22 protein-coding genes and 2 pseudogenes are annotated in these 26,791 nt (G+C 63.5%); 10 read left to right on the forward strand and 14 right to left on the reverse strand.

Features of this window, described 5'->3' with window-relative positions; genetic code table 11:
• Position 1: 1 nt before the first annotated feature.
• From NANH_RS0100765 to NANH_RS25035, 3 genes are all read left to right on the forward strand, one after another.
• Entirely contained in the window at positions 2-883 is an 882-nt protein-coding gene (locus tag NANH_RS0100765; RefSeq protein WP_027260334.1) for a TniB family NTP-binding protein, read from the forward strand.
• On the forward strand, positions 880-1,671 hold the full coding sequence (locus NANH_RS0100770) for a TniQ family protein (RefSeq protein ID WP_027260335.1): 792 nt from the start codon (positions 880-882) through the stop codon (positions 1,669-1,671). The genes NANH_RS0100765 and NANH_RS0100770 overlap by 4 nt, the downstream gene beginning before the upstream one ends.
• An 82-nt stretch (positions 1,672-1,753) precedes the next feature.
• The gene (locus NANH_RS25035) at positions 1,754-2,581 is read left to right on the forward strand and encodes an integrase catalytic domain-containing protein (protein WP_245601343.1); all 828 of its coding nucleotides are present in this window, start codon (positions 1,754-1,756) and stop codon (positions 2,579-2,581) included.
• Positions 2,582-2,646: 65 nt separating this feature from the next.
• Here NANH_RS25035 and NANH_RS0100780 read toward each other — a convergent pair whose 3' ends face one another.
• The 3 genes from NANH_RS0100780 to NANH_RS0100790 form a co-directional block, all read right to left on the reverse strand.
• Positions 2,647-3,768, reverse strand: coding sequence for an aminotransferase class I/II-fold pyridoxal phosphate-dependent enzyme (locus NANH_RS0100780; protein ID WP_027260336.1), 1,122 nt, complete (start codon positions 3,766-3,768; stop codon positions 2,647-2,649).
• A gap of 17 nt (positions 3,769-3,785) precedes the next feature.
• Positions 3,786-5,171, reverse strand: coding sequence for an FAD-binding oxidoreductase (locus NANH_RS0100785; protein ID WP_027260337.1), 1,386 nt, complete (start codon positions 5,169-5,171; stop codon positions 3,786-3,788).
• A gap of 78 nt (positions 5,172-5,249) precedes the next feature.
• Positions 5,250-6,806: an ABC transporter substrate-binding protein gene (locus tag NANH_RS0100790; protein ID WP_027260338.1), complete on the reverse strand. Its 1,557-nt coding sequence runs from the start codon at positions 6,804-6,806 to the stop codon at positions 5,250-5,252.
• A gap of 200 nt (positions 6,807-7,006) precedes the next feature.
• Here NANH_RS0100790 and NANH_RS25040 point away from each other — a divergent pair, with 200 nt between their 5' ends.
• The 3 genes from NANH_RS25040 to NANH_RS0100805 all read left to right on the forward strand — a co-directional run bounded on the left by NANH_RS25040 (position 7,007) and on the right by NANH_RS0100805 (position 10,244).
• Positions 7,007-7,948, forward strand: a complete 942-nt coding sequence (locus NANH_RS25040; RefSeq protein WP_051372180.1) for a LysR substrate-binding domain-containing protein — start codon at positions 7,007-7,009, stop codon at positions 7,946-7,948.
• 93 nt (positions 7,949-8,041) lie between these two features.
• Positions 8,042-9,082, forward strand: a complete 1,041-nt coding sequence (locus tag NANH_RS0100800; protein WP_027260339.1) for an aromatic ring-hydroxylating dioxygenase subunit alpha — start codon at positions 8,042-8,044, stop codon at positions 9,080-9,082.
• A gap of 1 nt (position 9,083) precedes the next feature.
• The gene (locus tag NANH_RS0100805) at positions 9,084-10,244 is read left to right on the forward strand and encodes a 2Fe-2S iron-sulfur cluster-binding protein (RefSeq protein WP_027260340.1); all 1,161 of its coding nucleotides are present in this window, start codon (positions 9,084-9,086) and stop codon (positions 10,242-10,244) included.
• Here the strand turns inward: NANH_RS0100805 and NANH_RS25045 are convergent.
• The 4 genes from NANH_RS25045 to NANH_RS0100825 are packed head-to-tail and all read right to left on the reverse strand — an operon-like array spanning position 10,241 to position 14,761.
• Positions 10,241-11,311: a succinylglutamate desuccinylase/aspartoacylase domain-containing protein gene (locus NANH_RS25045; protein WP_051372181.1), complete on the reverse strand. Its 1,071-nt coding sequence runs from the start codon at positions 11,309-11,311 to the stop codon at positions 10,241-10,243. The two genes, NANH_RS0100805 and NANH_RS25045, sit on opposite strands and share 4 nt — an antisense overlap.
• Positions 11,308-12,939, reverse strand: coding sequence for an ABC transporter ATP-binding protein (locus tag NANH_RS0100815; RefSeq protein WP_027260341.1), 1,632 nt, complete (start codon positions 12,937-12,939; stop codon positions 11,308-11,310). Before NANH_RS0100815 ends, NANH_RS25045 begins: the two co-directional genes overlap by 4 nt.
• A 3-nt stretch (positions 12,940-12,942) precedes the next feature.
• The gene (locus tag NANH_RS0100820) at positions 12,943-13,791 is read right to left on the reverse strand and encodes an ABC transporter permease (protein WP_036049131.1); all 849 of its coding nucleotides are present in this window, start codon (positions 13,789-13,791) and stop codon (positions 12,943-12,945) included.
• Positions 13,792-13,804: 13 nt separating this feature from the next.
• Complete coding sequence (locus NANH_RS0100825; protein WP_027260343.1) at positions 13,805-14,761, reverse strand: ABC transporter permease; 957 nt, start codon at positions 14,759-14,761, stop codon at positions 13,805-13,807.
• 194 nt (positions 14,762-14,955) lie between these two features.
• Between NANH_RS0100825 and NANH_RS0100830 the strand changes: the two genes are divergently transcribed.
• Both NANH_RS0100830 and NANH_RS0100835 read left to right on the forward strand, forming a co-directional pair.
• A complete protein-coding gene (locus NANH_RS0100830; RefSeq protein ID WP_027260344.1) occupies positions 14,956-15,645 on the forward strand; it encodes a UTRA domain-containing protein in 690 nt (229 codons plus the stop codon).
• A 27-nt stretch (positions 15,646-15,672) separates the two neighbouring features.
• Positions 15,673-16,812 (forward strand): alanine racemase, encoded by a 1,140-nt coding sequence (locus NANH_RS0100835; protein ID WP_027260345.1) that lies wholly within the window; start codon positions 15,673-15,675, stop codon positions 16,810-16,812.
• A 42-nt stretch (positions 16,813-16,854) separates the two neighbouring features.
• On the opposite strand, the gene hutU is transcribed toward NANH_RS0100835, so the two are convergent.
• From hutU to hutI, 4 genes are read right to left on the reverse strand one after another with little or no spacing between them, the layout of a single operon-like run.
• Positions 16,855-18,522: a urocanate hydratase gene (hutU, locus tag NANH_RS0100840; RefSeq protein ID WP_027260346.1), complete on the reverse strand. Its 1,668-nt coding sequence runs from the start codon at positions 18,520-18,522 to the stop codon at positions 16,855-16,857.
• The gene (gene hutG, locus NANH_RS0100845; protein ID WP_027260347.1) at positions 18,519-19,331 is read right to left on the reverse strand and encodes an N-formylglutamate deformylase; all 813 of its coding nucleotides are present in this window, start codon (positions 19,329-19,331) and stop codon (positions 18,519-18,521) included. The genes hutU and hutG overlap by 4 nt, the downstream gene beginning before the upstream one ends.
• Positions 19,328-20,866: a histidine ammonia-lyase gene (gene hutH / locus NANH_RS0100850; protein ID WP_027260348.1), complete on the reverse strand. Its 1,539-nt coding sequence runs from the start codon at positions 20,864-20,866 to the stop codon at positions 19,328-19,330. The genes hutG and hutH overlap by 4 nt, the downstream gene beginning before the upstream one ends.
• On the reverse strand, positions 20,863-22,074 hold the full coding sequence (hutI, locus tag NANH_RS0100855; protein WP_027260349.1) for an imidazolonepropionase: 1,212 nt from the start codon (positions 22,072-22,074) through the stop codon (positions 20,863-20,865). The genes hutH and hutI overlap by 4 nt, the downstream gene beginning before the upstream one ends.
• A gap of 87 nt (positions 22,075-22,161) precedes the next feature.
• On the opposite strand from hutI, the gene NANH_RS0100860 reads away from it, so the two are divergent.
• Positions 22,162-23,520, forward strand: coding sequence for a formimidoylglutamate deiminase (locus NANH_RS0100860; RefSeq protein WP_027260350.1), 1,359 nt, complete (start codon positions 22,162-22,164; stop codon positions 23,518-23,520).
• Here the strand turns inward: NANH_RS0100860 and NANH_RS0100865 are convergent.
• Complete coding sequence (locus tag NANH_RS0100865) at positions 23,481-24,065, reverse strand: HutD/Ves family protein (RefSeq protein ID WP_027260351.1); 585 nt, start codon at positions 24,063-24,065, stop codon at positions 23,481-23,483. The two genes, NANH_RS0100860 and NANH_RS0100865, sit on opposite strands and share 40 nt — an antisense overlap.
• A 111-nt stretch (positions 24,066-24,176) precedes the next feature.
• Here NANH_RS0100865 and NANH_RS0100870 point away from each other — a divergent pair.
• A pseudogene (locus NANH_RS0100870) lies at positions 24,177-24,527 on the forward strand (alcohol dehydrogenase catalytic domain-containing protein); the annotation flags it as partial.
• Between the two features lie 23 nt (positions 24,528-24,550).
• Here the strand turns inward: NANH_RS0100870 and NANH_RS25050 are convergent.
• Positions 24,551-25,909: pseudogene (locus tag NANH_RS25050) on the reverse strand (ISKra4 family transposase).
• 96 nt (positions 25,910-26,005) lie between these two features.
• Positions 26,006-26,746 (reverse strand): alpha/beta hydrolase, encoded by a 741-nt coding sequence (locus tag NANH_RS0100880; protein WP_027260353.1) that lies wholly within the window; start codon positions 26,744-26,746, stop codon positions 26,006-26,008.
• Positions 26,747-26,791: the final 45 nt, after the last annotated feature.

The following is a 26,791-nucleotide window of genomic DNA, read 5'->3' on the forward strand; positions in this document are numbered from 1 at the left end:
ATTGAGGGCAAGGACAACTCAGGAAGACGGTCGGATTGCCCTCATTCAATCGGATATCTGGATCGGCTTTCCGCGGGCCGAACAGGTGTTGGACCGCTTGCAGGGTCTGATCGAAGCGCCACGGCAAACCCGTATGCCTGGGCTTCTTGTGCATGGTGCCTCCGGGATCGGAAAGACGATGATTGCCCGAAACCTGTCGCGCAAATACGCACCAGAATACGATCCAGCGTCAGACATCACCCGCACACCGCTGCTGCTGTTGCAAGCGCCGCCCGCACCAGACGAACGGCGGTTCTACCTGCACATCTTGGCCGCCGTCGGCGCCCCGGCGACGGCACTGAGCGCCCGCGCGCAAAATGTGGCTTCCCTCGAGGTCCGCGTCATCGCGCTCCTGCGCGACCTTGGCCTTCGGATGATCATGATCGACGAGGTTCACAACCTCTTGGCCGGGACCCACCGCGAACAGCGCCGCTTTCTCAATGTTCTGCGGTATCTTAGCAATGAACTCGAGGTGTCGCTGGTCTGCCTCGGGGTCAGCGAGGCCGTTGATGCCATCCGTGGTGATATCCAGCTTGCCAGGCGGCTGGACGAACATCACCTGCCAAACTGGCGCGACGATGCCGAGTTCTCGGACATGATCCAGACACTCATCGCGGCAATGCCCCTCGAGAAGAAATCCAATCTGAAGGTCAAGTCGCTCAAGCAGATACTGGCGCTGAGCGGCGGGGTGACTTCGCGCATCTTCGCCCTGATCAAGGATCTTTCCATCGACGCCATTATCACAGGTGATGAATGCATCACTGATGACGCTATCGCAAAATGGACGCCGGTTTGGTCGCGCCATGCGAACGCACATCGGCGACTCGAGAAGTCCGGGGTGTGAAGCCGCGCCCGCTGCCGAAAACTGTCGCGCCGCTGCCAGACGAGTTGTTGTCAGGTTGGTTATCTCGGCTGGCGGCGGCCAACTATTGCGATGACGCGGAACTGCTGGCTCATATCAAAATCGATACCGCGCAGGGCACCGCCTTGGACTTCAGCGTCGACGCGGCCACGGCGGAGAGGATTGCCAACGCCGCACGAGTCGAACCAGATGTTGTGCGATCGTTGACCTTTCCGGCAATGACGCCACGAGAAGCCTCGCTGACGGCTCAGATGCCATTCCAGCATTGCATGCAATGCTCCAGAGAGGGTCTTTCGCTCAGGCATTGGAGGCGTGCCTGGGCATTTGACTGCCAAGTTTGCGGGACGAGTCTTGTGCAGACCCTTGGCAAACCCGGTGAGGAACAAATATCCGGAAAACTGATATACCGAGCGCGCCGCGGGGCAGGGATGCTTGAGTGCGCCGCGCGATCGCGCGGCCCCAAGCAACTTCGGCGCGCAATGCGCGCAGTCACCTTTGCCATGTCACTCAAAACCTTCCGCGGGGATCCGTCGTTCGCTGTCCAGAACCCCAGATCGGAAGTTAGGCTGTTCTGCCTCGCCGCAATCGCCGCCGCTCGATCTCAGCCCTTGGCTAAGACAGCCATCGTCAGCAAAAGCATCGACGACTATGCAAGGGTTGCTCTCTTGCGCGCCTTCGAGAAGGAGCCTCGATTGCTTGCCGCGGTTGATCACATCGCGCAAAGGCGCGCGAAAAGCGCCGGCCCCATGACAGCCGCATCTCACAATTAAGGGCAAAAATTGTCGCCAAACACGTCCCGTCTCAGATTAAAGGGCAACGCGACAATAAGACACTTATTTTCCGGGTTTGGCCATGGTGGATCGAGCAGACATCAACGCCGTCGATGATGCTGCGTGGGAACAGGCGGTCGCGCGGGAAACTGTGATCCGTCGGCTGGCAAACAAGTCACCGCCGAACCGTGCCGAGTTTCTCAAGGACTGCCGCGATCTTGGTCTCAAGCGCTCCCGCCTGTACGAGTTGATCTCAGCGTACAAGGCGCGCCCGGTCGCCAGTTCCTTGCTGGCGGCTCAAGTCGGAACACCGACGGGCAGCCGTCGGCTGCCTGACGAGATCGAAACGGTGATTTCGGGGGCGATCGAGGAGTTTTACAAGTCCCTCCAGAAGCCGAGCATCAACGCCCTGCAAAAGGAGGTGCGCATGCGGTGCAGTCAGAGGGGTTTGCGTCCCCCGTGCTGGACCACGCTGCGGGACCGTGTGGCGGCGATAGATCCGGTCGAACTCACAGCGGCGCGTGAGGGCGCCAGAGCCTCTCGCCAGCGCCATCACCCGGTGCCAGGCAGCTATCAGGTCCAACGGACCTATGAGGTGGTTCAGATCGACCATACGCTGGTGGATGTCATCGTCGTAGATCGAATTCATCGGAAGCCTTTGCAACGGCCCTGGCTGACGCTCGCCATCGACGTCGCCAGCCGCATGGTGGCAGGGTTTTACCTGACGCTGGAGCCGCCATCGACCTTGTCGGTGGCACTGGCCATTCAGCACCTGGTGCAGCCCAAATTCGACTGGCTGGAGAGCTTGGGGATCGACGCAGACTGGCCCGCCGAGGGATTGCCGGATACCATTCACGTCGACAATGCCAAGGAGTTCCGCTCAAAAGCGATGAAGCGGGGCGCCGAGTAGCACGGGATTTCGCTGCAGTACCGGCCTATAGGTGCGCCACACTACGCAGGACGGCGGCGAGGCGGTCAGGCCACCTTGCCGCTGATCTGCGGCACGGCAGCCAGAAACGCGTCATTCTCGGCCGCTGTGCCCATGGTGACGCGCGCCCATGTCTGAAACGGCGCCTCCTGCCATGCCTTGATCAGGATCCCGGCGCGGCGCAGGCCCTCGGCAAACTCATTGGCGGGCTGGCCTGTGTCGAAAAAGACGAAATTGGTCTGGCTGGGCGCGCAGGGATAGCCCTTGGCGGTCAGCGCGGCGGCCACCCTGTCGCGCTCGGCCGCGGCGCACTGCAGCACGCGGTCCAGATGGGCGGTGTCGGCCAGCGCCTCGATCGCGCCTGCGGCGGCCATCGCGTTGACGCCGAAGGGATTGCGCGTCTTCATCAGCGCCCGGATCATCGCGGGTGCGCTGGCGATGCCGTATCCCACCCGCGCGCCAGCCAGGCCGTAGGCCTTGGAGAAGGTGCGCAGCACGATATGGGGCTTGCCGGATGCGGCCAGTATCCCGAGCGCGTCAAAGCGGTGCTGCGGGTCGATGAATTCGACATAGGCCTCGTCGAAGCAGATCAGCGTCGCGGGGTCAGCGGCCTCCACGATGGCGCGGAAGGCGTTTTCGCAGATTGCGGGGCCGGCCGGGTTGCTGGGCGACGAGAAGATCAGGATGCGCGGCGCGCTGCGCAATTCGGCTTTGATCGTCTCGACCGGAAAGGACCAGTCGGCCTCGAAAGGCAGCTTGGTCACCCGCGCGCCGAAGGTCAGCGCGCCGAACTCATGCAGGCCGAAACTCGGGCAGATCGTGACCACGTGATCGCCTGCGCGGATCGTGGCCCGAAAGAGCGCCCCGATCAGATCTTCCGAACCATTGCCGACGATGATCCGGTCCGCCTCGGCCCCGGTGCTTCGCGCAATGGCGCTGCGCAGTGCGGTGTTGGCGGCATCGGGATAGCGCGCGACACCCTTTGCCGCCTCCCGCATCACCTCGATCGCGCGTGGCGACGGGCCAAGCGGGCTCTCGTTGCTGTCCAGCTTGGCCACGCAATCGATGCCGTATGCGTCGCGAAAACGATCCAGTGCCAAGCCGGCATTATACTCCGGCAGATCGCGCACATCCTTGCGGATCAGATCATCGGGAAGCGGGTGTGTCATGGTTGCTGTCCTTGGCGTCAAAGGTCGAAAATCTTGCCGGGGTTCATGATGCCGCCCGGATCAAGCGCGCGTTTGATCCGGCGCATCACATCGAGGGCGGGGCCGTGTTCGGCGTCGAGATACGCCTTCTTGCCGAGGCCGACCCCATGCTCGCCCGTGCAGGTGCCGCCCATGGCGAGGGCCATCTCGATCAGGCTGCTGTTGATATGCCGCGCCTCGCGCACCTCATCCGCATCGGCCGGATCATAAAGCAGCACCAGATGGAAGTTGCCATCCCCGACATGCCCGACCAGCGGCGCGATGATCGAGGTGGTGGCGATCACGTCCATGATTCCGCTGATGCAAGCGGGCAGTTGCGAGACAGGCACGCAGACATCCGTGGAGATCCCCTTGATGCCGGGCCGCAGCGCACGCGCGGCATAAAGCGCGTCGTGCCGGATGCGCCACAGCTTCGATGCGGCCTCCGCCGTCTGGGCCGCCTCGAAGCGCAGCGCGCCCTCCGCCAGATCGCGCAGGATCGCCATGTCATGCGCCACGGCCGTTTCGGATCCGGTCAGTTCGATCCAGAGAGTCGGATGTTCGGGAAGATCGGAGCCCGAATAGGCATTGATCGCGCGCATCTGGACGGTATCGGCCAGCTCGATCCGGTTCAGGCAAAGGCCGCATTGCAAGGCGGCCACGACCGTTTCGGTCGCCTTCCCGATGCTGGCGAAACTGCACATCGCGCTTTGCGCCGCCTCGGGGATTCCGAAAAGCCGCAAGGTCAGCTCGGTGATGATGCCGAGCGTGCCTTCGGAGCCGACCATAAGCCGCGTGAGATCATAACCGGCCGAAGATTTGCGCGCCCGACCGCCGGTCTTGATGATCTGCCCGTCCGGCATGACCACGGTCAGCCCCAGCACCAGATCCCGCATCGAGCCGTAGCGCACGGTCGTCGTGCCTGAGGCGCGCGTTGCCGCCATGCCGCCAAGGGTTGCATGCGCGCCCAGATCGACGGGAAAGAAAAGCCCGGTGTCGCGCAGATGCTCGTTCAGCGCCTGCCGGGTGACGCCGCAGGCGACGCGGCAATCCATATCCTCGGGATTGACCGCGATGATTTGGTCCATGCCGGACATGTCGATGCTGATGCCGCCGCGCGGTGCATGGATCTGCCCCTCGAGCGACGATCCGGCGCCGAAGGGAATGACCGGCACGCCGTGCGTATGAGCGGCGCGCAGGATGTCCGCGATATCTTCGGTGGATGTCGCCATGATCACGGCGTCAGGCCATTGGGGCGGAAGATGCGACTCGCCACTCCCGTGGTGCTCGCGTGCGGCGTCCGAGGTCAGCAGGCGCTCGCCGAACCGATGGCGAAGTTCTTCCAAGGCGGCGGTGAGGCTGTCGGTTGCGGCGGGGGTGTCCATGGGATGTGTCGACCTCGGGATCGGATGTGACAACGGGCCGCCGTTCCGGGCGGCCCGCCATATTGCAATTCTGCCCGATCAGGCGTTGAACCACCAGCGTTCGCCGCAGCGGTTGCCGTCAAGGTCCCAGTCGCCCGAGATCTCTTCGGGCGTGCCCACCTTGGATGCCTTGGCATCGAGGAAGTCGGCCCAGACCGGTGCGATCAGCCCGCCCTCATCCGACAGGATGCGCTGGCATTCGTTATAGAGCTCGCGGCGCTTGGCGTCGTCCTTTTCCGAACGGGCGGCGATCAGTGCGGTGTTGAATGCCTCGTTGTCCCAGTTGGTCGCGTTGTAGCCGCCTAACGCCTCCTTGGAGTAGGCGAGGCTGAGCATCAGATCCTCGTTGGCACGGCCGGACCAGCGCGAGGCGAAGAACGGCTTCTTGCCCCAGATGTTCGACCAGTAGCCATCCTCGGGCTCGCGCGCGACATTGATGGTGACGCCTGCCTGCGCGGCATGCTCGGCAAAGAGCTGCGCGGCCTCCACGGCGCCGGTAAAGGGCGTGTTCGAGGCGTGCAGCGTCGTCGTCAGACCCTCGGCGCCCGCGTCCTTCAGTAGCGCTTTGGCCTGCTCGGGGTCATAGCTGTGCTGGGGCAGATCGGGGTTGTGATAGCGATAGGCGTTGGAAATCGGCTGGTCATTGGCGATCGAGCCATAGCCATTGAGAATCTTGTCGACCATGTCCTGACGGTCGATCGCCAGTTTCATCGCCTTGCGCACGCGCACGTCCTGGAACAGCGGATCGGTGGTCATCATGCTGAAGCAGTAATGCACCTTGCCCTGCGTCTGGACCAGATCGACGCCTGGCATGACGGCCATCAGATTGGCCGTTGTCGGATCGACCGAGTTCATCACGTCGATCTGCCCGGTCTGCAGCGCGGTCGTGCGCGCATTGACATCTCGGATCGCCAGCATCTCGATTTCGTCGAAATGGGCGCGATCGGATTTCCAGTAGTTGGGATTCTTGCGGACGATGGATTTGATGCCCGGCTCGTAGGTTTCGAGGATATAGCCGCCGGTGCCGATCCCGGCATCGAAATTCATGTCATCCTTGGGCACGATGACCATCGTGGTCAGCGCCATGACAGGGGGGAAGCCTGCATTCGGCTCGTTCAGGGTGATCGTCACCTCGTCGGGGGCAGTGGCCTGAACGTCCTTGATCACGGCGACAAGGCTCTTGGTCTGGCTGATCGTGTCCGGTCCGCGATGCAGGTTGATCGAAAAGACCACGTCATCGGCATCCATCGTCTTGCCGTTGTGGAATTCGACCCCTTGGCGAAGCTTGAACACCCAGACGGTCAGATCGTCATTGGATTCCCAGCTGGTGGCAAGCTCGGGCACCAGAACGCCGCCCGCCCCGATCTCGATCAGGTTGTTACGGATCTGCCATTGCAGGTTCTGCATGAACTTGGTCTCATTCACCTGCGGATCCAGCGTCTCGCCCGAGTCGAAACTGCCGACCCCGAGGCGGAGAGTTCCGCCCGGCTGCGGCGTCGCCGCGCGCAAAGGCTGGCCCGAGAGGCCCAGAACGGCGGCGCCGCCCATGGCGCCCGCACCGATCAGGAGACTGCGTCGGTTCATTGAAATCGTCATTGAAAGATATCCCTGTTATGGGCCGACACCGATCATCGCCAGATGATTGAACACCCGTTGAGCGGGCGGCCGTTTGCGTGTTATTATGTCTATTGTTATTAGAATAGGTCTACCGCTGATCTTCTGACAAATGAGAATTGCGCAGACACTCTTTAGGCTTTCTAAGTGTAACTGGTGCGACCTCATATTATAGGCAGGCTATGCAATCCACTCTTCCTCCCCTCCGTGCGCTTCAGGCCTTCGAAAGCTTCGGGCGGCTCGGTTCTGTCACGGCGGCGGCCAAGGAGCTGGGCGTGACGCCCGGCGCGATCAGCCAGCAGATCAAGATCCTCGAGACGCAACTCAAGATCCCGCTGATCATGAAGGATGGCCGGCGCGCATCACTGGCCCCTGCCGCGCGGTCGTATCACGACTTGCTGTCGGCCGGCTTCGCCAAGCTCCAGCAGGCGCAGGGGCTACTTGCCGAGCGGATGGCCGACCGGGACGTGAGTATCTCGGGGCTGCCGACCTTGCTGCTCAAATGGCTCAATCCGCGCCTTCACCGTTTCGAGGCGGCTCACGGCTCGGCCTCTTTCCGGCTTGAGGCCACCCATGTAGAGCCGGAACCGCAATTCCTGAACCACATGTTCCGCCTGACCTATGGCGCGGCATCCGAGGTGCATCCGCATCGGCGCGCGCTCTTCCATGATGTCTGCTTTCCGGTCTGCGCGCCCGAATTCCTGGCGCGCCACCCCGAGGCGTCGGACCCTGAAGCGCTGGGATCGCTGCCGTGGGTCGATATCGACTGGGGTCCGGGCTATGCCAGCGTGCCGCGCCTTGGCGACTGGCTTGCGGCCCAAGATCAGCCGCGCCCCAGGCAGAAACCCGTCTCGATCCATTCTCTTTCCGGCTCGGCGCTGGAAGCTGTGGCAAGCGGGCAGGGCGTTGCCCTGGCGCAGCATTCATTTGCTTCGATGGATCTGAAGCTGGGACGGCTGGTGCGTTTGTCCGAGCAGTCCATCCCCATGCCTGAACCCTATTACATCTGTTGGTCGCCCATGCTGCTGGAGCATGATGTCTCGCGCAGGTTCCTGAACTGGATCCTGGCCGAGGCGCGCTCTGGCCAGGGCGCCGACCGATTTTCCATAAGGCAGGAAAACTAAACAATCACCCTGCAGAACGACGTTTAATTTTGCCATGTCTTCAATATAGATCGGAGAGGTCCAGCCACACCCAAGCCAGTCAGGAGTCCAGGTATGTTTTTGAAGAACGCATGGTATGTCGCCGCATGGAGCGACGAGATCAAGGGCGAGCTGCAGCAGGTCAAGTTGCTGGGCGAGAAGATCTGTATGTTCCGCAACAGCCACGGCGAAGTCATCGCGATGGAGGATGCCTGCCCGCATCGCAAGCTGCCGCTCAGCAAGGGCCGGATCAAGGATGACAATGTCGAATGCGGCTACCATGGCCTGACCTTCGATTGCGCGGGCCAATGCGTCTGGGCGCCGGGAGGCGGGCGCATCCCCTCGGCCGCCAAGGTGCGTCCCTATCCGGTGCATGAGAAATACGGGCTGGTCTGGATCTGGATGGGCAATGCGGCGATCGCGGACCCCGAGGACATCATCGACATCCCGAATTTCGACAATCCCGAATGGGGCATCAATCGCGGCGCGGCGATGGAGCTGAACTGCAATTACTTGCTGATGTGCGACAACCTGCTCGATCCGACGCATGTGGCCTGGGTCCACGAGTCCTCCTTTGCGGCCGCGGCGACCAAGGACACGCCGCTGCGCGTGACCAAGACCGACACGGGCGTCATCGTCCACCGCTGGATGATGGATCACGAGCCCGCGCCCTTCTACAAGAAGGTTGTCGAGTTCGAGGGCAATTGCGACCGTCTGCAGCATTACGAAGTGCGCTATCCCAGCCACGCGCTGATCCGCGCCGTGTTCACCCCCGCCGGAACCGGCGGCGTCGATGGCACCCTGCACGAGAAGACGTTTGTCATGGACAGCTACAACTTCATGACGCCTACTACCGAGACCGAGACGCGCTATTACTGGTTCCAGCTGCGCAATATCCGTCCTGACGACGAAGAGCTGTCGAAAATGATGAGCGAGGACGTGCGCAGCGCATTCGAAGAGGATCGCGCCGTTCTGAACGAGGTGCAGATCGGCATGACCGAAAAAACTTCACCGCATATCGACCTGCATATCGACGCGGGCCAGCTGCGATTCCGGCGGCAACTGGAAGCGATGATCGCCGAAGAGGCGATGGTCGACGCCAAGATGAGCCAGTGACATGGCTGGCGGTTTCCGCGCGTTCCGGGTCGCTCGCAAGCTGCGCGAGAGCGACATCATCACCTCCTTTTATCTCGAGCCGGCGGATGGGGCGCCGCTCTGGTCTCCGTTGCCCGGTCAATACCTGACACTGCGGGTGCCGGGCGCGGACGCTCCGGTGCTCAAGACCTATTCGGTCTCGAACCATGTTTCCGACGGGCAGGCCCACCGCATCACGGTGAAACGCGAGGCGGGGCAGGGCGGCGCGCCCGATGGCGTGGGATCGTGCTGGCTTCACGACGGGGTGCAGGAAGGCGACCAGATCGAGATCGCGGCCCCGCGCGGCGGTTTCGTCCTCGACGAGACAAGCCGCCGTCCCGTTCTGCTCCTGTCGGGCGGGGTCGGGCTGACGCCGCTTGTGTCGATGCTGCACAGCCTCAAGGATAGCGGGCGCGACGTCTATTTCATCCACGCCTGCGAGAATGGCGCGGTCCACGCGCTGCGCGATGAAGTCGAGGCGCTTGCAGGTGGCAACATCCGCACTCTCTTTGTCTATCGCACGCCCACGGATGAGGACCGCAGCGCCGCGCGCCATCATGCCGAGGGCATGATCCACAAGGCGTTTCTGCAAGATCACGTCCCCATCGGCGACTATGAGGCATATTTGTGCGGCCCCGCTCCGTTCATGGCGGCGATGTATCAGTTGCTGCAGGAACTGGGCCTGCCGAAGGACCGGATTGCCTATGAGTTCTTTGGCAAGGCCATGTCGCTGGACCAGATGAGTGCCACGCCTGCAGAAAAGCCGTCTAAAGCGGCGTCGAAGGCGGCGGCCTCCATCCGCTCGCTGACCTTTCTGACCAATCCCGATGCTTGGGCCAGCGACGAAACCGCGGTCGAGCTGGCCCCAAAGGCTGCGCCCGTTGCGGCCGTGGGCGATGTGACCTTCCGTAAATCCGGCAAGGCAGCGACATGGGATGGCAGTGCGGCCTCCTTGTTGGAGCTGGCCGAGAATGCCGGCCTCAATCCTGAATTCAGCTGTCGCGCCGGGATCTGCAACTCGTGCAAATGCGCGCTTGTGTCGGGCGAGGTCGAATATTTCGAGGATCCGCTGAACCCGCCCGCGCCGGGCGAGGTGCTGATCTGCTGCGCCCGCCCCAAGGGGGCCGTAGTGCTGGATATCTAGGGCGCGCCGCGCGCGGTCTGCTCCAGCAGGGCATCCAGTGCCGTGCCGGAGAGTTCCGGGCAGATAACGCAAAGATGATCGCCGGGCGCGACAATCGCGCCTGCACGCTGAATGGCGACAATGCCTGCGACGTGCGCGGTCAGGTCAATGGCCGAAACGTCCAGACGATGCAGATCGCGCAGGCGGGCGATAGGCTGACCAGCGCTGACCGCCTCGCCCAACGCAACCAGCGGCTCGGCAAGCGCCTGGTGATCCGATGTGACAGCCGCCGAAGCGGCGCCGAGATCCAGAAACCGCGTCTGCGGCGCGGGTCCCGCCCCCAGACGCGTCGCTGCCGCCTCGTGCAGGATGCCCGCGTCAACCAGCACGCGCAAGACACCCTGCCAGCCTGCCTCGAGCGCGCGCCGTGACACCTTGCCCTCACCGCCCAGCTCGCAGGACAGCATGGCGCAGCCCGCCGCATGCGCGGCACCGTCGAAATCTCCGGGTGTGTCGCCGGGCGGCACGACCATCGCGAAAGGCAGGCCCATTGTCGTGGCCATGGCGCGGGTTTGCGCATCGCGGGCCGCATCGCCCGAAAGGCAAAGATAGGCGGCGTCGAGATAGGCGGTGCCCGTCCCGCCCGAATGCAGGTCGATGGCGATATCGGCCAGCGGCATGAGCTGCGTGGCCACGAAACCTGCAATCTCGCGGGTGGGGCCGGCATGGGCCTCTCCGGGGAAGGAGCGGTTCAGGTTGCCGCCATCCAGCGGCGATGTGCGGCTGACGGCCTCGATCGCAGGCATGTTGAGCGCGGGCGCGAGGATGAGGCGGCCGTGCAGATCTTCGGGCTCGAGCCGCTCGAAGAGCCGGCGGGCGATGATCTGCCCTTCATATTCGTCGCCATGGTTGCCGCCGCAGATCAGGGCGGTGGGGCCATCCTCGCCGCGTATCACGCCCAGCGGTGCGCGGATTGCCGAAAAGGCGTGCCGGTTGCCCGAATGCGTCAGGCCGTATTGCCCCGCCCGCTTGCCAGCGGCATCGAGATCGAGGGGCGATGACAAGGTGCCGAACGCAAGACCCATCATGACGCGCCTTGCCCGCTTTCGCCCCGGGCGGCCAGAAGCCGGGTCAGCCACTCGGGATCCATTTCAGGCACCGATGACAGAAGAAGCTCGGTATAGGGGGCGTGGGGCGGCGTAAAGATGTCGTCCTTGGTGCCCTGCTCGACGATGACGCCGCGTTGCATCACCACCACGGTATCCGCGATGGAGCGAACCGTCGCCAGATCATGCGTGATGAACATGTAGGTCAGGTTCATCTCGCGCTGCAGCCGGTCCAGAAGGCGCAGGATGCCCTCGGCGACCAGCTGATCGAGTGCGGAAGTCACCTCGTCGCAGATGATGAATTCGGGCTCGGCCGCCAGTGCGCGGGCGATGCAGACGCGCTGTTTCTGCCCTCCTGACAGCTCGCCGGGCAAGCGGTCGATGAATTCGTCCGGATCGAGCTCGATCAGGGTGAGCAGCTCGCGGATGCGCGCCTCCTTGGCGGCGCCCTTGAGGCCGAGAAAAAACTCCAGCGGCCGGCCAAGCACCTCGCGGATGCGCTGCTTGGGGTTCAGCGCGGTATCGGCCATCTGGTGGATCATCTGCACATGGCGTTGCAGATCAGGCGTGCGATCCCGGCTCGAGGCGGGCAGGGGCGTGCCGTCGAACTCGATCGAGCCCTGCCACGGCGGCAAGAGGCCCATCACGACACGCGCGAGGGTGGACTTGCCCGATCCGCTTTCGCCGACGATCGCGACGGTCGATCCGCGCGTGATCGTCAGGTCGATATCCTTGAGGACCGTGACTGCGCCATAGCCCGCCGTGACCCGCTCGACCTCCAGGAGTGGCGCAATGCCCTCCTCCTGCGGGGGCATCGGATCGCGGCGGAAATCGCGGACCGCCCAGAGGGATTTGGTGTATTCCTCTTGCGGATTGGCCAGCATGTCGCGCGCGGGCGCATCCTCGACCTCCTCGCCCCGCAAGAGCACCTTGATCCGGTCGGCCATCTGCGCGACGACCGCCAGGTCATGCGTGATGTAGATCGCGGCGGTGTTGTATTCGCGCACGATGTCGCGGATCGCGGCCAGAACCTCGATCTGGGTGGTCACGTCCAACGCGGTCGTCGGCTCGTCGAAGACGATCAGATCGGGGCGGCAGGACATGGCCATCGCCGTCATCGCGCGCTGAAGCTGCCCGCCCGAGACCTGATGCGGATAGCGAAAGCCGATTTGATCGGGGTCCGGCAGGCGGATCTTGCGATAGAGCTCGACCGCATCGCGCTGCGCCTCGGCGCGGCTCATGACGCCATGCTTGACCGGGCCTTCGGAATACTGGTCGATCAGCTTGTAGGCTGGGTTGAAGGCTGCGGCCGCGGATTGCGCGACATAGGCAATGCGCTTGCCGCGCAGCTTGCGCAGGGTATTGGCATTCGCACCTACCAGCTCCTGCCCGTCGAACCTGATCGAGCCGCCGCTGATCCGGCAGCCGCCCTTGGTATAGCCCATGGCGGCGAGGCCCAGCGTCGATTTGCCGGCGCCGCTCTCGCCGATGAGGCCCAGGATCTCGCCGCGCCTCAGCGCCAGATCGACACCCTTGATGATGGGCTTCCATGCCCGGTCGGAGCGTCCCTCGATACGGATATCGGTCATCTCCAGCAGCAGATCGCTCATGCGTTACTCCTTGAGGCCCGAGGACATGTGCAGCACCCAGTCGACGATCAGGTTGACCCCGATGGTCAGCAGCGCGATGGCCCCGGCAGGTAGCAGCGGCGCAAGGCCGAATGTCGCTGTCTGCCAGGTCGAGAAATCGGCAAAGCCGATCAGCTTGGCGCTTTCGCGGACCATGCCGCCCCAGTCGGCGGTGGGCGGCTGGATGCCGAGGCCGAGGAATGACAGCGCCGAGATGAAGAGGAAGACAAAGCAGAAGCGCAGGCCGAATTCCGCGATCAGGGGCGCCGCGGCATTGGGCAGCACCTCCTTGCGGATCAGCCACCACAGGCCCTCGCCGCGCATCCGCGCCACCTCGATATAATCCATTGTCAGAATGCCTTGGGCGACGGCGCGCGACAGGCGGTAGACACGGGTGCTGTCCAGGATGGCGATGACGAAGATCAGGGCCAGGACCGATGTACCGGTGATGGTCAGGATGAGCAGCGCGAAGATCAGCGCCGGGATCGCCATCAGCACATCGACCACGCGCGCACTGATCGCGTCGAACCATCCGCCGAGGGTAGCGGCCAGAAGGCCCATGGTCGCGCCTAGAAGGAAGGCCAGCGCCGTTGTGGCCAGCGCGATGCCAACCGTATTGCGCGCGCCGTAGATCAGACGCGAGAGCACGTCGCGCCCCAGCGCATCGGTGCCAAGGTAATGTGGCGCGGCCCAGGGCTGATATTGCGCACCCACCGAGGCCGCCTCGGGATAGGGGGCCAGCAGCGGCGCGGCAATGGCCAGGACGGCGTAGAGACCGATGATCGCGATGCCGATCCAAGCCGAAACCGGCGCGCCGCGCAAGGTGTATAGTATTTCGTTCACGGCGCTACCTCGGGTGCAGAAGGCGGGGATTGGCGATGATCGACAGGATATCCGCCGCGAGGTTCAAAATGATGTAGGTGGCCGCGAATATCAGGCAGGCGGCCTGCACCACGGTCACATCGCGATTCGACACCGCATCGACCAGGATCTGACCCAGGCCGGGATAGACGAAGACCACCTCGACCAGCACCACCCCGACGATCAGATAGGCAAGGTTCAGCGCGATCACGTTTATGATCGGCGCGAGCGCATTGGGCAGGGCATGAACCGCGATCACGCGCCAGCGCTTCATCCCCTTCAGATGCGCCATCTCGATATAAGGCAGAGCCAAGAGGTTCAGAATCGCCGCCCGAGTCATGCGCATCATGTAGGCCAGCACGATCAGCGTCAGCGTCATCGCGGGCAGAAACGTCAGGTAAAGCCGCTCGCCGAGGCCCGTGCCGGGATCGACATTGGCGAGGCTGGGAAACCAGCCGAGTGCCACCGAAAAGATCAGGATCAGGATATAGGCGATGAAGAACTCGGGGAACGAGATCGCGGCCAAAGTCGAGCTGCTGAGCATCCGGTCGAAGACAGATCCGTTATAGAGCGCGGCCAGCATGCCCGACACCACGGCGATCGGAACCGCGATCGCGGCGGCATAGCCTGCAAGGAAAAACGTGTTGGCCGCGCGCTGGCCGATCAGTTCGGAGATGGGGCGCTGATTGGCGAGGCTGATGCCGAAATCGCCCGTGACGGCGCCGCCAAGCCATGACAGGTAGCGCGCGGGCAGGGACCGGTTCAGATCGTATTTCTCGCGAAAAGCGTTCAGGCTTTCTTCGGTCGCGGCCTGGCCAAGAACCTCGGTCGCGATGTCGCCGGGCAGCATTTCGATGGCGCCGAAGATGATGATCGTCACGACGAAAAGCGTCATGCATCCGACCAGCAGTCTTTTCAGAATGATCGACAGGATAGTCCGCATCTAAACCGCTTCTTGTCCAAGGGATTCCGTTTATGTCTAGACTATATATAGGGTGATTGAGGTCGCCTAGCCCCGCAAGCGCAGGCTTGATGCGCCGTCGTTTAGAATATCTACAAGGTCGCGCCGCAGGCTTGGTGTGGGATAAGATATAGACTATAAGTGCAATAGCGCGAACTTATGCGAAGGCTTGCCCGATGAATGCCACTTACAAGGATGTGAAATCGGACATCCTGTCCAAGATCACCAGCGGCCATTGGCAGCCCGGCAGCCTTATCCCGAACGAGATCGAGCTTGCGGAAACCTATGGCTGCGCCCGCGCGACCGTGAACCGCGCTATGCGCGAGCTGGCGGATGACGGCCTGATCGAGCGGCGGCGCAAGGCAGGCACGCGAGTCCGCGCAAGTCCGATCCGGCAGGCGCGTTTCGACATTCCGCTTGTGCGCCGCGAGATCGAGGACAAGGGCGCCGAATATCGCTACAGCCTTGCGTCGCGCAGCATCGAGACTGCGCCCGACTGGCTGCGCACGCGGCTTCAGCTGGGGCAGGGGGCCGACGCGCTGCACCTCGTCTGCATGCATTACGCCGATGGCGATCCGTTCCAGCACGAGGATCGCTGGATCAATCTCGAGGTTCTGCCGCAGGCGCGAGATGCCGACTTCTCGCAGGTCGGGCCCAATGAATGGCTGGTTTCGACCATTCCCTTCTCGACGGCCGAGATCAGCTTTTCCGCCACGCTGGCCGATAGGGCGCTGGCCGAGTATCTGGCCTGCGACACCGGTGCGCCGCTTTTTACAGTCGAACGGGCGACGTGGTTCGAGGGGGATGCAAACACCTTCGTCCGGCTCACGTACCGCCCCGGCCACCGGATGACGACGCGCTATTGAGCGCCCTTTGCAATCGAAAGACACGCTATGAGCACCCAATCACTCGCCACCCTGATGACGCCCTGCCTGATCGTCGACGAGGCCAGGATGACGCGCAATATCGAGCGTCTCGCGGCCCATGCGGCCAGCCTCGGAGTGCCGCTGCGCCCGCACCTGAAGACCGGCAAATCGGTGGAGGTGGCCCACCGGATGCTGCCGGGCGGTAACGGGCCTGCGATGGTCTCGACCCTGGCCGAGGCCGAGGTCTTTGCCGCTGCCGGGATCCGCGACATCACCTACGGCGTCGGTATCGCCCTGAACAAGCTGGACCGCGTTCTGGATCTGCACCGCGCCGGGTGCCGCCTGACGGTCCTTGTCGACTCCGCCGCGCAGGCGCGGGCCGTTGCAGACGCGTCGAGCCATGCGGGCATTGCCATTCCGGCGCTGATCGAGATCGACAGCGACGGCCATCGCAGCGGGTTGGTGCCGGATGATCCGGAAATCATCGAGATCGGGCGCATCCTGCAGGATGGGGGCGCCGAATTGGCGGGTGTCCTCTGTCACGCGGGCCAGAGCTATGGCGCGGTGGGCCGCGCCGCGCAGGCCAAATTCGCCGAGGTCGAGCGCGCCGCGCTGGTGCGCGCCGCCGAGGCGCTGCGCGGCGCAGGACTGCCATGCCCGGTGATCAGCGCAGGGTCGACCCCCACTGCCCATGCCGCGACGGATCTGACCGGCGTGACCGAGCTGCGCGCGGGCGTTTACGTATTCTTCGATCTGGTGATGGCGGGCATCGGCGCCTGCGCGGTGGACGATATCGCGCTGTCGGTGCTGACCACGGTGATCGGCCATCAGCCCGCGCGCGGCTCGATCATGGTCGATGCGGGCTGGATGGCGCTGTCACGAGATCGTGGCACGGCGGCGCAGGAGGTGGATCAAGGCTATGGCCTGGTCTGCGATGAAGCGGGGCGCCCGATCCCGGATCTGATCGTCACCCAGACCAGTCAGGAGCATGGGACGATTGCCGTGCGCCCCGGATCAAGCGCGGCCATGCCCGCTCTGCCTATAGGCACGCGCCTGCGCATCCTGCCCAACCATGCCTGCGCGACCGCGTCGCAGCATGGGCACTACAACGTCATTCCCGCCAAGGGCGGTCCGCTCATGCAATGGGAGCGGTTCGGCGGCTGGTAGGGTGGGATTGCCGCCGGGGAGGGCCCCGGCGGCGAAAGCGCATCAGAGGATGCCGGGCAGGTTCAGCCCCTGCTTGCGGGCGCAGTCCAGCGCCTCCTCATAACCCGCATCGGCATGGCGCATGACGCCGGTGGCCGGATCGTTCCAGAGGACACGCGCGATGCGGCGGTCGGCATCCTCGCTACCATCACAGCAGATCACCATGCCCGAGTGCTGGCTGAAGCCCATGCCGACGCCGCCGCCATGGTGCAGCGACACCCAGGTCGCGCCCGAGGCGGTGTTCAACAGCGCATTGAGCAGCGGCCAGTCGGATACGGCATCGCTGCCGTCCTTCATTGCCTCCGTCTCGCGGTTGGGCGATGCGACCGAGCCTGAATCAAGGTGATCGCGGCCGATCACGATGGGCGCGCTCAGCTCGCCACTGCGGACCATCTCGTTGAAGGCGAGGCCCAGCTTGTGACGCACCCCGAGGCCGACCCAGCAGATGCGCGCGGGCAAACCCTGAAAGCTGATCCGCTCGCGCGCCATATCGAGCCAGTTGTGCAGATGCGTGTCCTCCGACAGGATCTCCTTCACCTTGGCGTCGGTCTTGTAGATATCCTCGGGATCACCCGAGAGGGCAGCCCAGCGGAAGGGGCCGATGCCGCGGCAGAAAAGCGGGCGAATATAGGCGGGGACGAATCCCGGGAAGGCAAAGGCATTCTCCAGCCCTTCCTCCAGCGCGACCTGGCGGATGTTGTTGCCATAGTCCAGCGTCGGCACACCCGCGTTCCAGAAATCGACCATCGCGGCGACATGCACCTTCATGCTGGCGCGGGCGGCTTTCTCGACGGCCTTGGGATCGCTCTCGCGCTTGTCGCGCCACTGGGCCATGGTCCAGCCCTGCGGTAGGTAGCCATTGACCGGATCGTGGGCACTGGTCTGGTCGGTGACGATATCGGGATGCACGCCGCGCTTGACCAGCTCGGGAAAGACATCGGCGGCATTGCCCAATAGGGCGACCGACTTGGCCTCGCCCGCCTTGGTCCAGCGGTCGATCATTTCCAGCGCCTCGTCCAACGTCTCGGCCTTTTCATCGACATAGCGGGTGCGCAGGCGGAAATCGATGCTGTCGGGATTGCACTCGACCGCGAGGCAGCAGGCGCCGGCCATCACGGCGGCGAGCGGCTGCGCGCCGCCCATGCCGCCAAGTCCGCCGGTCAGGATCCACTTGCTGGTCAGATCGCCATCGTAGTGCTGGCGGCCGGCCTCGACGAATGTCTCGTAGGTGCCCTGAACGATGCCTTGGCTGCCGATATAGATCCACGATCCGGCGGTCATCTGGCCGTACATCGCCAGACCCTTCTTATCCAGTTCGTTGAAATGGTCCCAGGTCGCCCAATGTGGCACGAGGTTGCTGTTGGCGATCAACACGCGCGGCGCGTCCTTGTGGGTCTGAAAGACGCCCACGGGCTTGCCCGATTGCACCAGCAGCGTCTGATCCTCTTCGAGATCCTTGAGGCTGGCCACGATGGTGTCGAAATCGTCCCAGGTGCGCGCGGCGCGCCCGATGCCGCCATAGACGACCAGCTCGTGCGGGTTTTCGGCCACATCGGGATGCAGGTTGTTCATCAGCATCCGCATGGGCGCTTCGGTCATCCAGGTCTTGGCTGTGATCTCGCTGCCGGTCGCGGGATAGATGTCGCGCGTGTTCTTGCGGGAATTGCTCATGAGGTGCCTCCGGGCGTGAGTTTTGCGATAAGGGCCGGATCGGCCAGTTGGGTCAGAATGTCCTTGAGGGGACGGCGCAGACGCTCGGCCTTGGCGCTGTCATAGCTCCAAGGCGGATTTTCGGCGCTCAGATAGGTCGCTTGCGACAGTTCCATCTGGATGGCGTGTATGCCGTGCGTGGGCTGGCCATAGTGACGCGTCGTCCAGCCGCCCTTGAAACGTCCGTTGAGCACGCTGTTATAGCCTTCGGCAGCGGCGCAAACGTCCTGGACAATGGCTTCGATCGCGGGATCGCAGGTGGCGCCCATATTGTTGCCGATGCTGAAATCGGGCAGCACGCCATCGAAAAGAAACGGGATTTCCGAACGGATCGAATGGCAGTCATAGAGGATCGCGATGCCGTGGATCGCCTTCACCCGCTCCATCTCGGCTTTGAGAGCTGCGTGGTAGGGCGCGTGATAGCTCAGGCGGCGCTCTTCGATTTCGTCCGTGTCGGGCGCGCGGTGCCAGATGTCATGCCCGTCGAAATCGGTCAGCGGCACGAGGCCGGTGGTGTTCTGACCGGGATAGAGCGACGCGCCCGACGGGTCGCGATTGGCGTCGATCACATAGCGGTGGAAGGTCGCCCGCACCGTCGTGGCACCGGGCAGCAGCCCGTCATAGAGCCGCTCGATATGCCAATCGGTATCGTCGAGGCCGCGGCCCCGCTCGTTCAGATCCGCCATGATCGCGTCCGGCACATGGGTGCCCGTATGGGGCAGGCCCAGAACGATGGGGCTGTCGCCGCGGGTAACTTCTACAGGTGTCATGCGCCCAGCTCCGGCATCGGGGTGCCCGCCGCCTCGATGATGGCGCCCGTGGCGATCATCTGCGCCGCGCGCTCCAGATCGGGGGCCATGTAGCGGTCATCGCCCAGCGTCTTGACCTCTTGGCGCACACGCGCGACAACGCGGGCCAGCGCGGCGCTGGTGGCCAATGGTGCGCGGAAATCGACGCCCTGCGCCGCGCAAAGAAGTTCCACCCCGAGGATGCGGGTGAGGTTGTCCAGCATCGGCATCAGGCGCCGCGCGCCATGCGCCGCCATGCTCACGTGATCTTCCTGATTGGCGGAAGTGGGCGTGCTGTCGGTAACGCAAGGATTGGCCAGATGCTTGTTCTCGCTCATCAATGCGGCGGTTGTGACTTCGGCGATCATGTAGCCCGAATTCAGCCCCGGACGCGGCGTCAGGAAGGCAGGCAGATCGTGGCTGAGCACCGGATCGACAATCAGCGCGACGCGCCGCTGGGCGATGGCGCCGATCTCGGCCACGGCCAGCGCGATCATGTCGGCGGCAAAGCCGACCGGCTCGGCATGAAAGTTACCGCCCGAGACGATCAGATCCGCCTCGGTCAGCACAAGCGGATTGTCCGTTGCTGCATTCGCCTCGATTTCCAGCGTTCGCGCGGCCTGGCGCAGCACATCCATCGCGGCGCCCGTCACCTGCGGCTGGCAGCGGATGCAATAGGGATCCTGCACGCGCGCGTCGCCGTCCACATGGCTTTCGCGGATTTCCGAACCGCTGAGCAGCGCGCGCATCGTCTCGCCTGCCTCGATCTGACCGCGATGCCCGCGAAGCTGGTGAATTTCGGGCTGCAAGGGTGCGGTCGAGCCCATGATGGCGTCCGTCGAGAGCGCGGATGTGACCAGCGCGGAATGCGCCGCGCGCCATGCGCCGAACAGGCCCGCCAGCGCGAAAGCGGTGGAGAATTGCGTGCCGTTGATCAGCGCCAGCCCCTCTTTGGGGCCCAGCTCGATCGGGCTGAGGCCCGCGGCCTCCAACGCCTTGTCGCCCGCCATCACCGTGCCGCCGAATTCGGCCTCGCCATGGCCCATCATGACGGCCGCCATATGCGCAAGCGGTGCCAGATCGCCCGACGCCCCGACCGAGCCCTGGGCCGGGATCTGGGGCGTCACGCCCTTGTCCAGCATCGCTTCGATCAGATGTGTCAGCTCGAGCCGCACACCCGACGCGCCGCGCCCGAGGCTGAGCAGCTTGAGCGCCATCAGCAGCCGCGCCATGCGGCGCGGAATGGCCGGACCGACGCCGCAGCAATGCGACAGGATCAGGTTGCGCTGCAGCGTGGCCGTATCCTCGGACGCGATTTTGACAGAGGCCAGCTTGCCAAAGCCGGTATTGACGCCATAGACGGCATCGGTTCCGGCGACGGCGCGGGCGATCCGCGCATGGGCGCGCTCGATATCCGGATGGCACGCGGGATCGAGGCGCACGGCGGCCTCGCTCCAATAGATCTGCGCCAGATGGTCCAGCGTCACGGCGCCGGGCGTCAGGGTAAGCGTGGTCACGAAATGCCTCCGAAGATACGGGAATGAAGCGGGTTGAACCCGATGCGATAGCTCAGCTCGGCCGGTGTCTTGACCTCCCAGACGGCCAGATCGGCGCGCTTGCCCTCGGCGATGGTTCCGCAATCATCTAGCCCCAGTGCGGCAGCCGCGTTGCGCGTCGCGCCGGCCAGCGCCTCTTCGGGCGTCATGCGAAAGAGGGTGCAGGCCATGTTCATGGTCAAGAGCAGCGAGGTCAGGGGGGACGAGCCGGGGTTGTTGTCGGTCGCCAGCGCCATCGGCACGCCTGCCTTGCGCAAGGCGGCGATGGGTGGGGCCTGGGTCTCGCGGATGGTGTAGAAGGCGCCGGGCAGGATGACGGCGATGGTGACGGCCTTCGCCAGCGCGGCGACGCCGGCATCGTCCAGATATTCGATGTGATCTGCCGAGATGGCGCCATGCTCTGCCGCCATGATCGCGCCTCCGAGGTTCGACAGCTGCTCGGCATGGATCTTGACCGGCAGTCCCAGCTCGCCCGCAACGTCAAAGACGCGGCTGACCTGTTCGGGCGAAAAGGCGATGCCTTCGCAAAAAGCGTCGACCGCGTCGACCAGCCCTTCGGCATGGGCCTTGCGCAGAGTGGGGATGCAGACCTCGTCTATATAGGCGTCGGGGCGGCCGTCATATTCGGCTGGCACCGCATGCGCGCCGAGGAACGTGGTGCAGACCCGCACCGGACGCTCGTGCCCGATGCGGCGCGCGGCGCGTAGCATCCGCAGCTCGGTCTCGGTGTCGAGGCCGTAGCCCGATTTGATTTCCAGCGTGCATACGCCCTCGGAGAGCAGCGCATCGACGCGGGGCAGGGCATCCGCCACCATCCGGTCCACATCCGACGCGCGGGTTGCCGTCACGGTCGAGACGATGCCGCCGCCGGCGCGCGCCACCTCTTCGTAGCTGGCGCCGTTGAGGCGCATCTCGAACTCGCCCGCGCGGTCGCCGCCATGCACGACGTGGGTGTGGCAGTCGATCAGGCCGGGCGTCACGAGGCGCCCCCCGAGGCTCTGCCCCGCTGTGCCGTCATACCGGGACGGCAGATCCGCGCGCGGGCCGACCCAGGCGATTCGCGCATCCTTGACGACGATCGCGGCATCTTCGATCAGGCCATAAGCGTCACCCCCCGGCACCATGGTTGCGGCTGTAAAATCGACGTAAAGGGTGCTGCTATCTGTCATAAACTGTCCAAAATGGCTGAGGTTTCGCTTTTCCAACGGCTTTGGGCGCTGTATATGTCTATACATAAACTTTCGAAAGGCAGTCAAATGATTTTCGCGAAACAGGCGCTTCTGGCGGATGGGTGGGCTGGCGATGTCCGGTTGAGCATGGAGGCCGGCACGATCACCGAGGTGACCGCAGGCGCCAGCGCCGGGCCGGATGATTTGCGCGTCGACACAGTTTTGCCCGCGCTTGCCAACCTGCACAGCCACAGCTTTCAGCGCGCGATGGCGGGCATGACGGAATACCGCGCAGCTGGCAAAGACAGCTTCTGGACATGGCGCGATCTGATGTATCGCTTTACCGCGCATCTCAGCCCCGAGCATATCGAGGCGTTTGCCGCCTTCGTTTTCCTCGAAATGCAGGAGGCGGGATATGCCAGCGTCGGCGAGTTTCATTACCTGCATCACCAGCCGGACGGCGGGCCTTATGACAATCTGGCAGAGCTTTCGGCGCGTATCGCTGCCGCCGCGCAGGTGTCGGGCATCGGCCTGACGCATCTGCCGGTGCTTTATACCTATGGCGGCGCGGGACAGACGCCGTTGCAGCCGGGACAGGCACGATTCGGCAACAGCGTGGATCGTTTCGGCGATCTGGTCGCGCATGCGCGCCGAGCGGTGGCAGAGCTGCCCGAGGATTGCCGCGTCGGCATCGCGCCCCATTCTCTGCGCGCCACCTCGCCGGATGATCTGGCGGCCGCGCTGGCCGCGCATGAGGGCGGCCCCGTCCATATCCACATCGCCGAGCAGCCCAAGGAGGTCACCGATATCGAGGCGTGGCTGGGCGCGCGCCCTGTCGACTGGCTGTTTGCGAATGCCGATGTCACGCCGGAATGGTGCCTGATCCACGCCACCCACATGACCGACGCCGAAACGCGGGCGATGGCCCATTCAGGCGCGGTTGCGGGCCTGTGCCCGATCACCGAGGCCAATCTGGGCGATGGCCCGTTCAACGGACCCGCCTATCTGCAGGCGCGCGGGGCCTTCGGCATCGGGTCGGACTCCAACGTGCGGATCTCACTGACCGAGGAGTTGCGCACGCTGGAATATTCGCAGCGGCTGCGCGACATGGCGCGCAATGTCATGGTCGTCGAGGAGGGGTCGGTTGGTCACATGCTCTATACCGGCGCGGCGCGCGGCGGGGCGCAGGCCCTGGGCCGCAACTCGGGCACGATCGCAGTGGGCCAGCTGGCCGATCTGGTGGCGATCGACAGCCAGGACACCGCGCTGATGGCGCTGCCGCGCCACCAGTTGCTGGATGGTCTGGTCTTTGCCGCGACGGACGGCGCGGTGAGCGATGTCTGGTCTGCCGGGCGGCACATGGTCAAGGACGGGGCGCATGTCGCGCGCGAGGGGATCGTCGCGCGCTATCGCGCCGCGATGCACAGCGTTATGGCCGCGCTCTGATCAAGATACCGCAAGGATATCTCCAGCAGAGCGTCGCCCTCGGCCAGCTCCAGATCCGCAGGCCCATTCAAAAACGCGGTATCGGCAACCGACAGCGCATCGCCCGCAACACGCGGGCTGCCATGAACGACGTGAATCGCCGTGATCCCGGCAGGCGGGGGGGTTACATCCCGCGCCGCCGGACCACGCAACAGGCGGACCGCGCCGTCGCAATGGGCCGGATCGAACATCAGGTTCAGATCGGTCAGCGGCCCGTCCAGCAGGCGCGCCGTGACGGGCAGGCCCCCATCGAACGCCACCGGCTTTAGCGGATCGGCGCGCAGGGTGCCATCCGTGTGCACAAGGTCCATGCCAGCGCCGGAGATAACGGTAAGGACTCGCCGCAGCCCCGCGAAATTCGAGAAAGGCCCATCCCCGGCCACATCAGCCCGGCTCAGTCGCCATGCCGGGCCAAGGGCCGTCTTGCCTTCTGCGATATTGCGGGTGATGCCGCCGCCGTTCTTCCACGACACCTCCACTAGATCGACGCCCTTCAGCAGCTGCATGATTTCTTCCTTTCATCCCAGATGACGCCAAATGCTTGACGGGGCCAGTCACGCTTTCTACAGCGTGGTGACGCCTTATATGTCTATACATAAATTCAAGTGAGATCTGCAATGAGAACACGCGCCGCCGTGGCCCTCGAGGCCGGAAAACCCATGGAGATCATGGAAGTGAACCTCGACGGCCCGAAAAAGGGCGAGGTTTTGGTCGAGATCAAGGCAACTGGTCTGTGCCATACCGACGATTTCACCCTCTCGGGCGCCGATCCCGAGGGCGCGTTCCCGGCGATCCTCGGCCATGAGGGCGCGGGCGTCGTCGTCGAAGTGGGCGAGAGCGTGACCTCGCTCGAGGTGGGCGATCATGTGATCCCGCTCTACACGCCCGAATGCCGCGAGTGCGAGTATTGCCTGAACCCCAAGACGAACCTCTGCCAGTCGATTCGCGCGACCCAAGGGCAGGGTGTGAGGGAGTGGGCAAAACTTGGGGGTCATGCGGCTGCTCTTTGGTAGGTTCCGGTTAGCCGACCGTCGAGAACGGCGGCGCGGACAACAGCCACCCGGTGGGCTCCCTTGGGTGACCATCTCATGCGGCGTCGCTTTCCCATGCGGGTGTTGCCGATGTCGTCCACGCAGCCCTCAGCCCGGGACGAAGAAATCGGAAGACCCGTGCGGTACCGCCGACCATAGTCGGTCAGGCTGTCCATGTTGTTCGCAAGGTAGGAATAGAGGTCTCGGCACCGGGCTTGCACCCGCCGGACGGCTTCAGTTGCCACGCGGTCATCTGTACCCAGCCGGGCGCAATCGACCATCAACCATTGCAGACTGGTCGTGGCAGTCAGGACTTTTCCATGCCACAGGTACCATCGCAGCGCTTCGGCCGGACGTTTGAACAGCACTGGAATGCCGGAAAAGCCCCTGACCTGCAGCAGGCCCTTCACCGCGTTCTCGATGTGCTGAATACGCATCGAAATGTGCCACCAGTCGAGGATGTGGCGGACCTTTCCACCGACTGCGCCGCGCACGAGGTTTGGCAGGGCGGGTTCCCCGTCCGAGATCACCGTGACGGTTTTTCCGCGATCCCAACCGAGAGCCCTCAAGTCCTGGCGAAGCTGGCTGGCAGGTGACAGCACCGCCTGTTGAACAAGGCCAAAGCGGCGGCACTTGTCGTGGCTTTCGATCTTGCCCACCACAACATCGAGGTGTCGTTTCTGGTATTCCGGTCTGCATCGGATATGCGCGCCGTCCAAGAAAACCGTCAACGCAGGCGGATCTTCGACGGCCGCCGCAACCACCGGCTCAGTTTGCTCAATGGCGTCGATGTTCCTTGCGACTTTGCCAAGACGGTTGCGCACCGATGTATTCACCTGCTTCGCGCAAGGCACAAAGGTTTCCAAGATTCGTGCCGCTTCCCGGAAAGAATATCGTGCCCCGAGTTCAGCCTGAAGGCGTTACATTTCCGGGGTCGAGCGGTCCGGAAAAAAGCGAGCGAGAGGCGAAAGCGGTCCGCCTAAGACAACATCGGATTTAGCATTGCAGGCGCAACAGCGAATCCGCGGCGCTTTGACCTTGAACCTGCCGAAAAGTGTGTCGAGCACACGCGACCGATAATCATGTATAGCCCGTACCCCGTCGCAGTCCGGACAGATCCTGCTGGCTGCGGAAATTTCCTCAATCTGGTCGCGCAGGATCGCATTCTGCAATTGCCGCAGGATGATCTTCGCATCTTCGAGCAACAACCCGAACCCCTCAGGCTGCGTCCGCCGAAACGGGCGGGATAGATAGCCGACACGATGCCGCTTTGTGGTTCCGTTCTCAAATGTTGTCTCGACAATAATCCGCACTTCCATGGCAGTTCCCTTCTCAATGAACCACCAACATACACAGACACCCCCAAGTTTTGCCCACTCCCTCGCGTCTCAGATTTAAGGGCAACGCGACAAGAGCTATTCTGCGGTCAGAAAATTTGTAAGTTCCTGTACAATCAAGTCTCGATCATTATCCAGAGTAGCCACGTGATAAGAATTTTCGAGCCAGCAAAAGGTGATGGAACGAGAGGCAACTGCGCCTTCGATCCGTTTGCCGTTCTTAGAACTGACGACATGATCCGTACGCGATTGTAGGATCAACAAAGGTTTGTCGAGCAGTGGCAACATTTGCCCTGTTGCAGTCACCAAAACATACCGTTCTTGGGCAACGGAATTTGGTATGCGATCATAGCAGATCTCTTTGTTGTCAAGGTTCTTAATGTCCGAACCGATGCCAGGATGATAATCCTCCGCGCAGCCTTCAAAAAACGCTTTCATTTGTTGCGGTGAATAGAGGCCCGTTGACCCGTTGATTGTGGCAACTCGATCAACTAGATCACCGCGCCGGATCGACAGGTTCAACGCAATCGTCCCGCCTAACGACAACCCTGCGATGCAAACGGTAGTACACCGTGCGCTTAGCGCCTCCAGCGCGTCCTCTGCAGAATTCAACCAATCGCGAAAACCAGTTTGGGCAAAATCCTCTGGCGTCGTCCCATGCCCGGCAAGCAAGGGGGCCATCACCGTGGCACCGGAAAGCGCGTGCAATCGGTGGCCCACATAGCGCACACTTTGCGGCGTGCTGGTAAAGCCATGCAGCAACAAGACACCGCAACGGGATCCTTCAAGAAGAAAAGGCGCGGTGCTGTCGTTTTCCATATGGCTTTCAATCCTGTCATTCGTCCGTTTCGTTCGAAATCAAGT

It is taken from the genome of Sedimentitalea nanhaiensis DSM 24252, from assembly GCF_000473225.1.
Taxonomy (GTDB): Bacteria; Pseudomonadota; Alphaproteobacteria; order Rhodobacterales; family Rhodobacteraceae; genus Sedimentitalea; species Sedimentitalea nanhaiensis.

Excerpts from the sequence above, each read along its gene's own strand:
- NANH_RS25035 (WP_245601343.1), top strand. The coding sequence starts at position 1,754 with ATGGTGGATCGAGCAGACATCAACGCCGTCGATGATGCTGCGTGGGAA.
- NANH_RS0100780 (WP_027260336.1), bottom strand. The coding sequence starts at position 3,768 with ATGACACACCCGCTTCCCGATGATCTGATCCGCAAGGATGTGCGCGAT.
- NANH_RS0100785 (WP_027260337.1), bottom strand. The coding sequence starts at position 5,171 with ATGGACACCCCCGCCGCAACCGACAGCCTCACCGCCGCCTTGGAAGAA.
- NANH_RS0100790 (WP_027260338.1), bottom strand. The coding sequence starts at position 6,806 with ATGACGATTTCAATGAACCGACGCAGTCTCCTGATCGGTGCGGGCGCC.
- NANH_RS25040 (WP_051372180.1), top strand. The coding sequence starts at position 7,007 with ATGCAATCCACTCTTCCTCCCCTCCGTGCGCTTCAGGCCTTCGAAAGC.
- NANH_RS0100800 (WP_027260339.1), top strand. The coding sequence starts at position 8,042 with ATGTTTTTGAAGAACGCATGGTATGTCGCCGCATGGAGCGACGAGATC.
- NANH_RS0100805 (WP_027260340.1), top strand. The coding sequence starts at position 9,084 with ATGGCTGGCGGTTTCCGCGCGTTCCGGGTCGCTCGCAAGCTGCGCGAG.
- NANH_RS25045 (WP_051372181.1), bottom strand. The coding sequence starts at position 11,311 with ATGATGGGTCTTGCGTTCGGCACCTTGTCATCGCCCCTCGATCTCGAT.
- NANH_RS0100815 (WP_027260341.1), bottom strand. The coding sequence starts at position 12,939 with ATGAGCGATCTGCTGCTGGAGATGACCGATATCCGTATCGAGGGACGC.
- NANH_RS0100825 (WP_027260343.1), bottom strand. The coding sequence starts at position 14,761 with ATGCGGACTATCCTGTCGATCATTCTGAAAAGACTGCTGGTCGGATGC.
- NANH_RS0100830 (WP_027260344.1), top strand. The coding sequence starts at position 14,956 with ATGAATGCCACTTACAAGGATGTGAAATCGGACATCCTGTCCAAGATC.
- NANH_RS0100835 (WP_027260345.1), top strand. The coding sequence starts at position 15,673 with ATGAGCACCCAATCACTCGCCACCCTGATGACGCCCTGCCTGATCGTC.
- hutU (WP_027260346.1), bottom strand. The coding sequence starts at position 18,522 with ATGAGCAATTCCCGCAAGAACACGCGCGACATCTATCCCGCGACCGGC.
- hutG (WP_027260347.1), bottom strand. The coding sequence starts at position 19,331 with ATGACACCTGTAGAAGTTACCCGCGGCGACAGCCCCATCGTTCTGGGC.
- hutI (WP_027260349.1), bottom strand. The coding sequence starts at position 22,074 with ATGACAGATAGCAGCACCCTTTACGTCGATTTTACAGCCGCAACCATG.
- NANH_RS0100860 (WP_027260350.1), top strand. The coding sequence starts at position 22,162 with ATGATTTTCGCGAAACAGGCGCTTCTGGCGGATGGGTGGGCTGGCGAT.
- NANH_RS0100865 (WP_027260351.1), bottom strand. The coding sequence starts at position 24,065 with ATGCAGCTGCTGAAGGGCGTCGATCTAGTGGAGGTGTCGTGGAAGAAC.
- NANH_RS0100880 (WP_027260353.1), bottom strand. The coding sequence starts at position 26,746 with ATGGAAAACGACAGCACCGCGCCTTTTCTTCTTGAAGGATCCCGTTGC.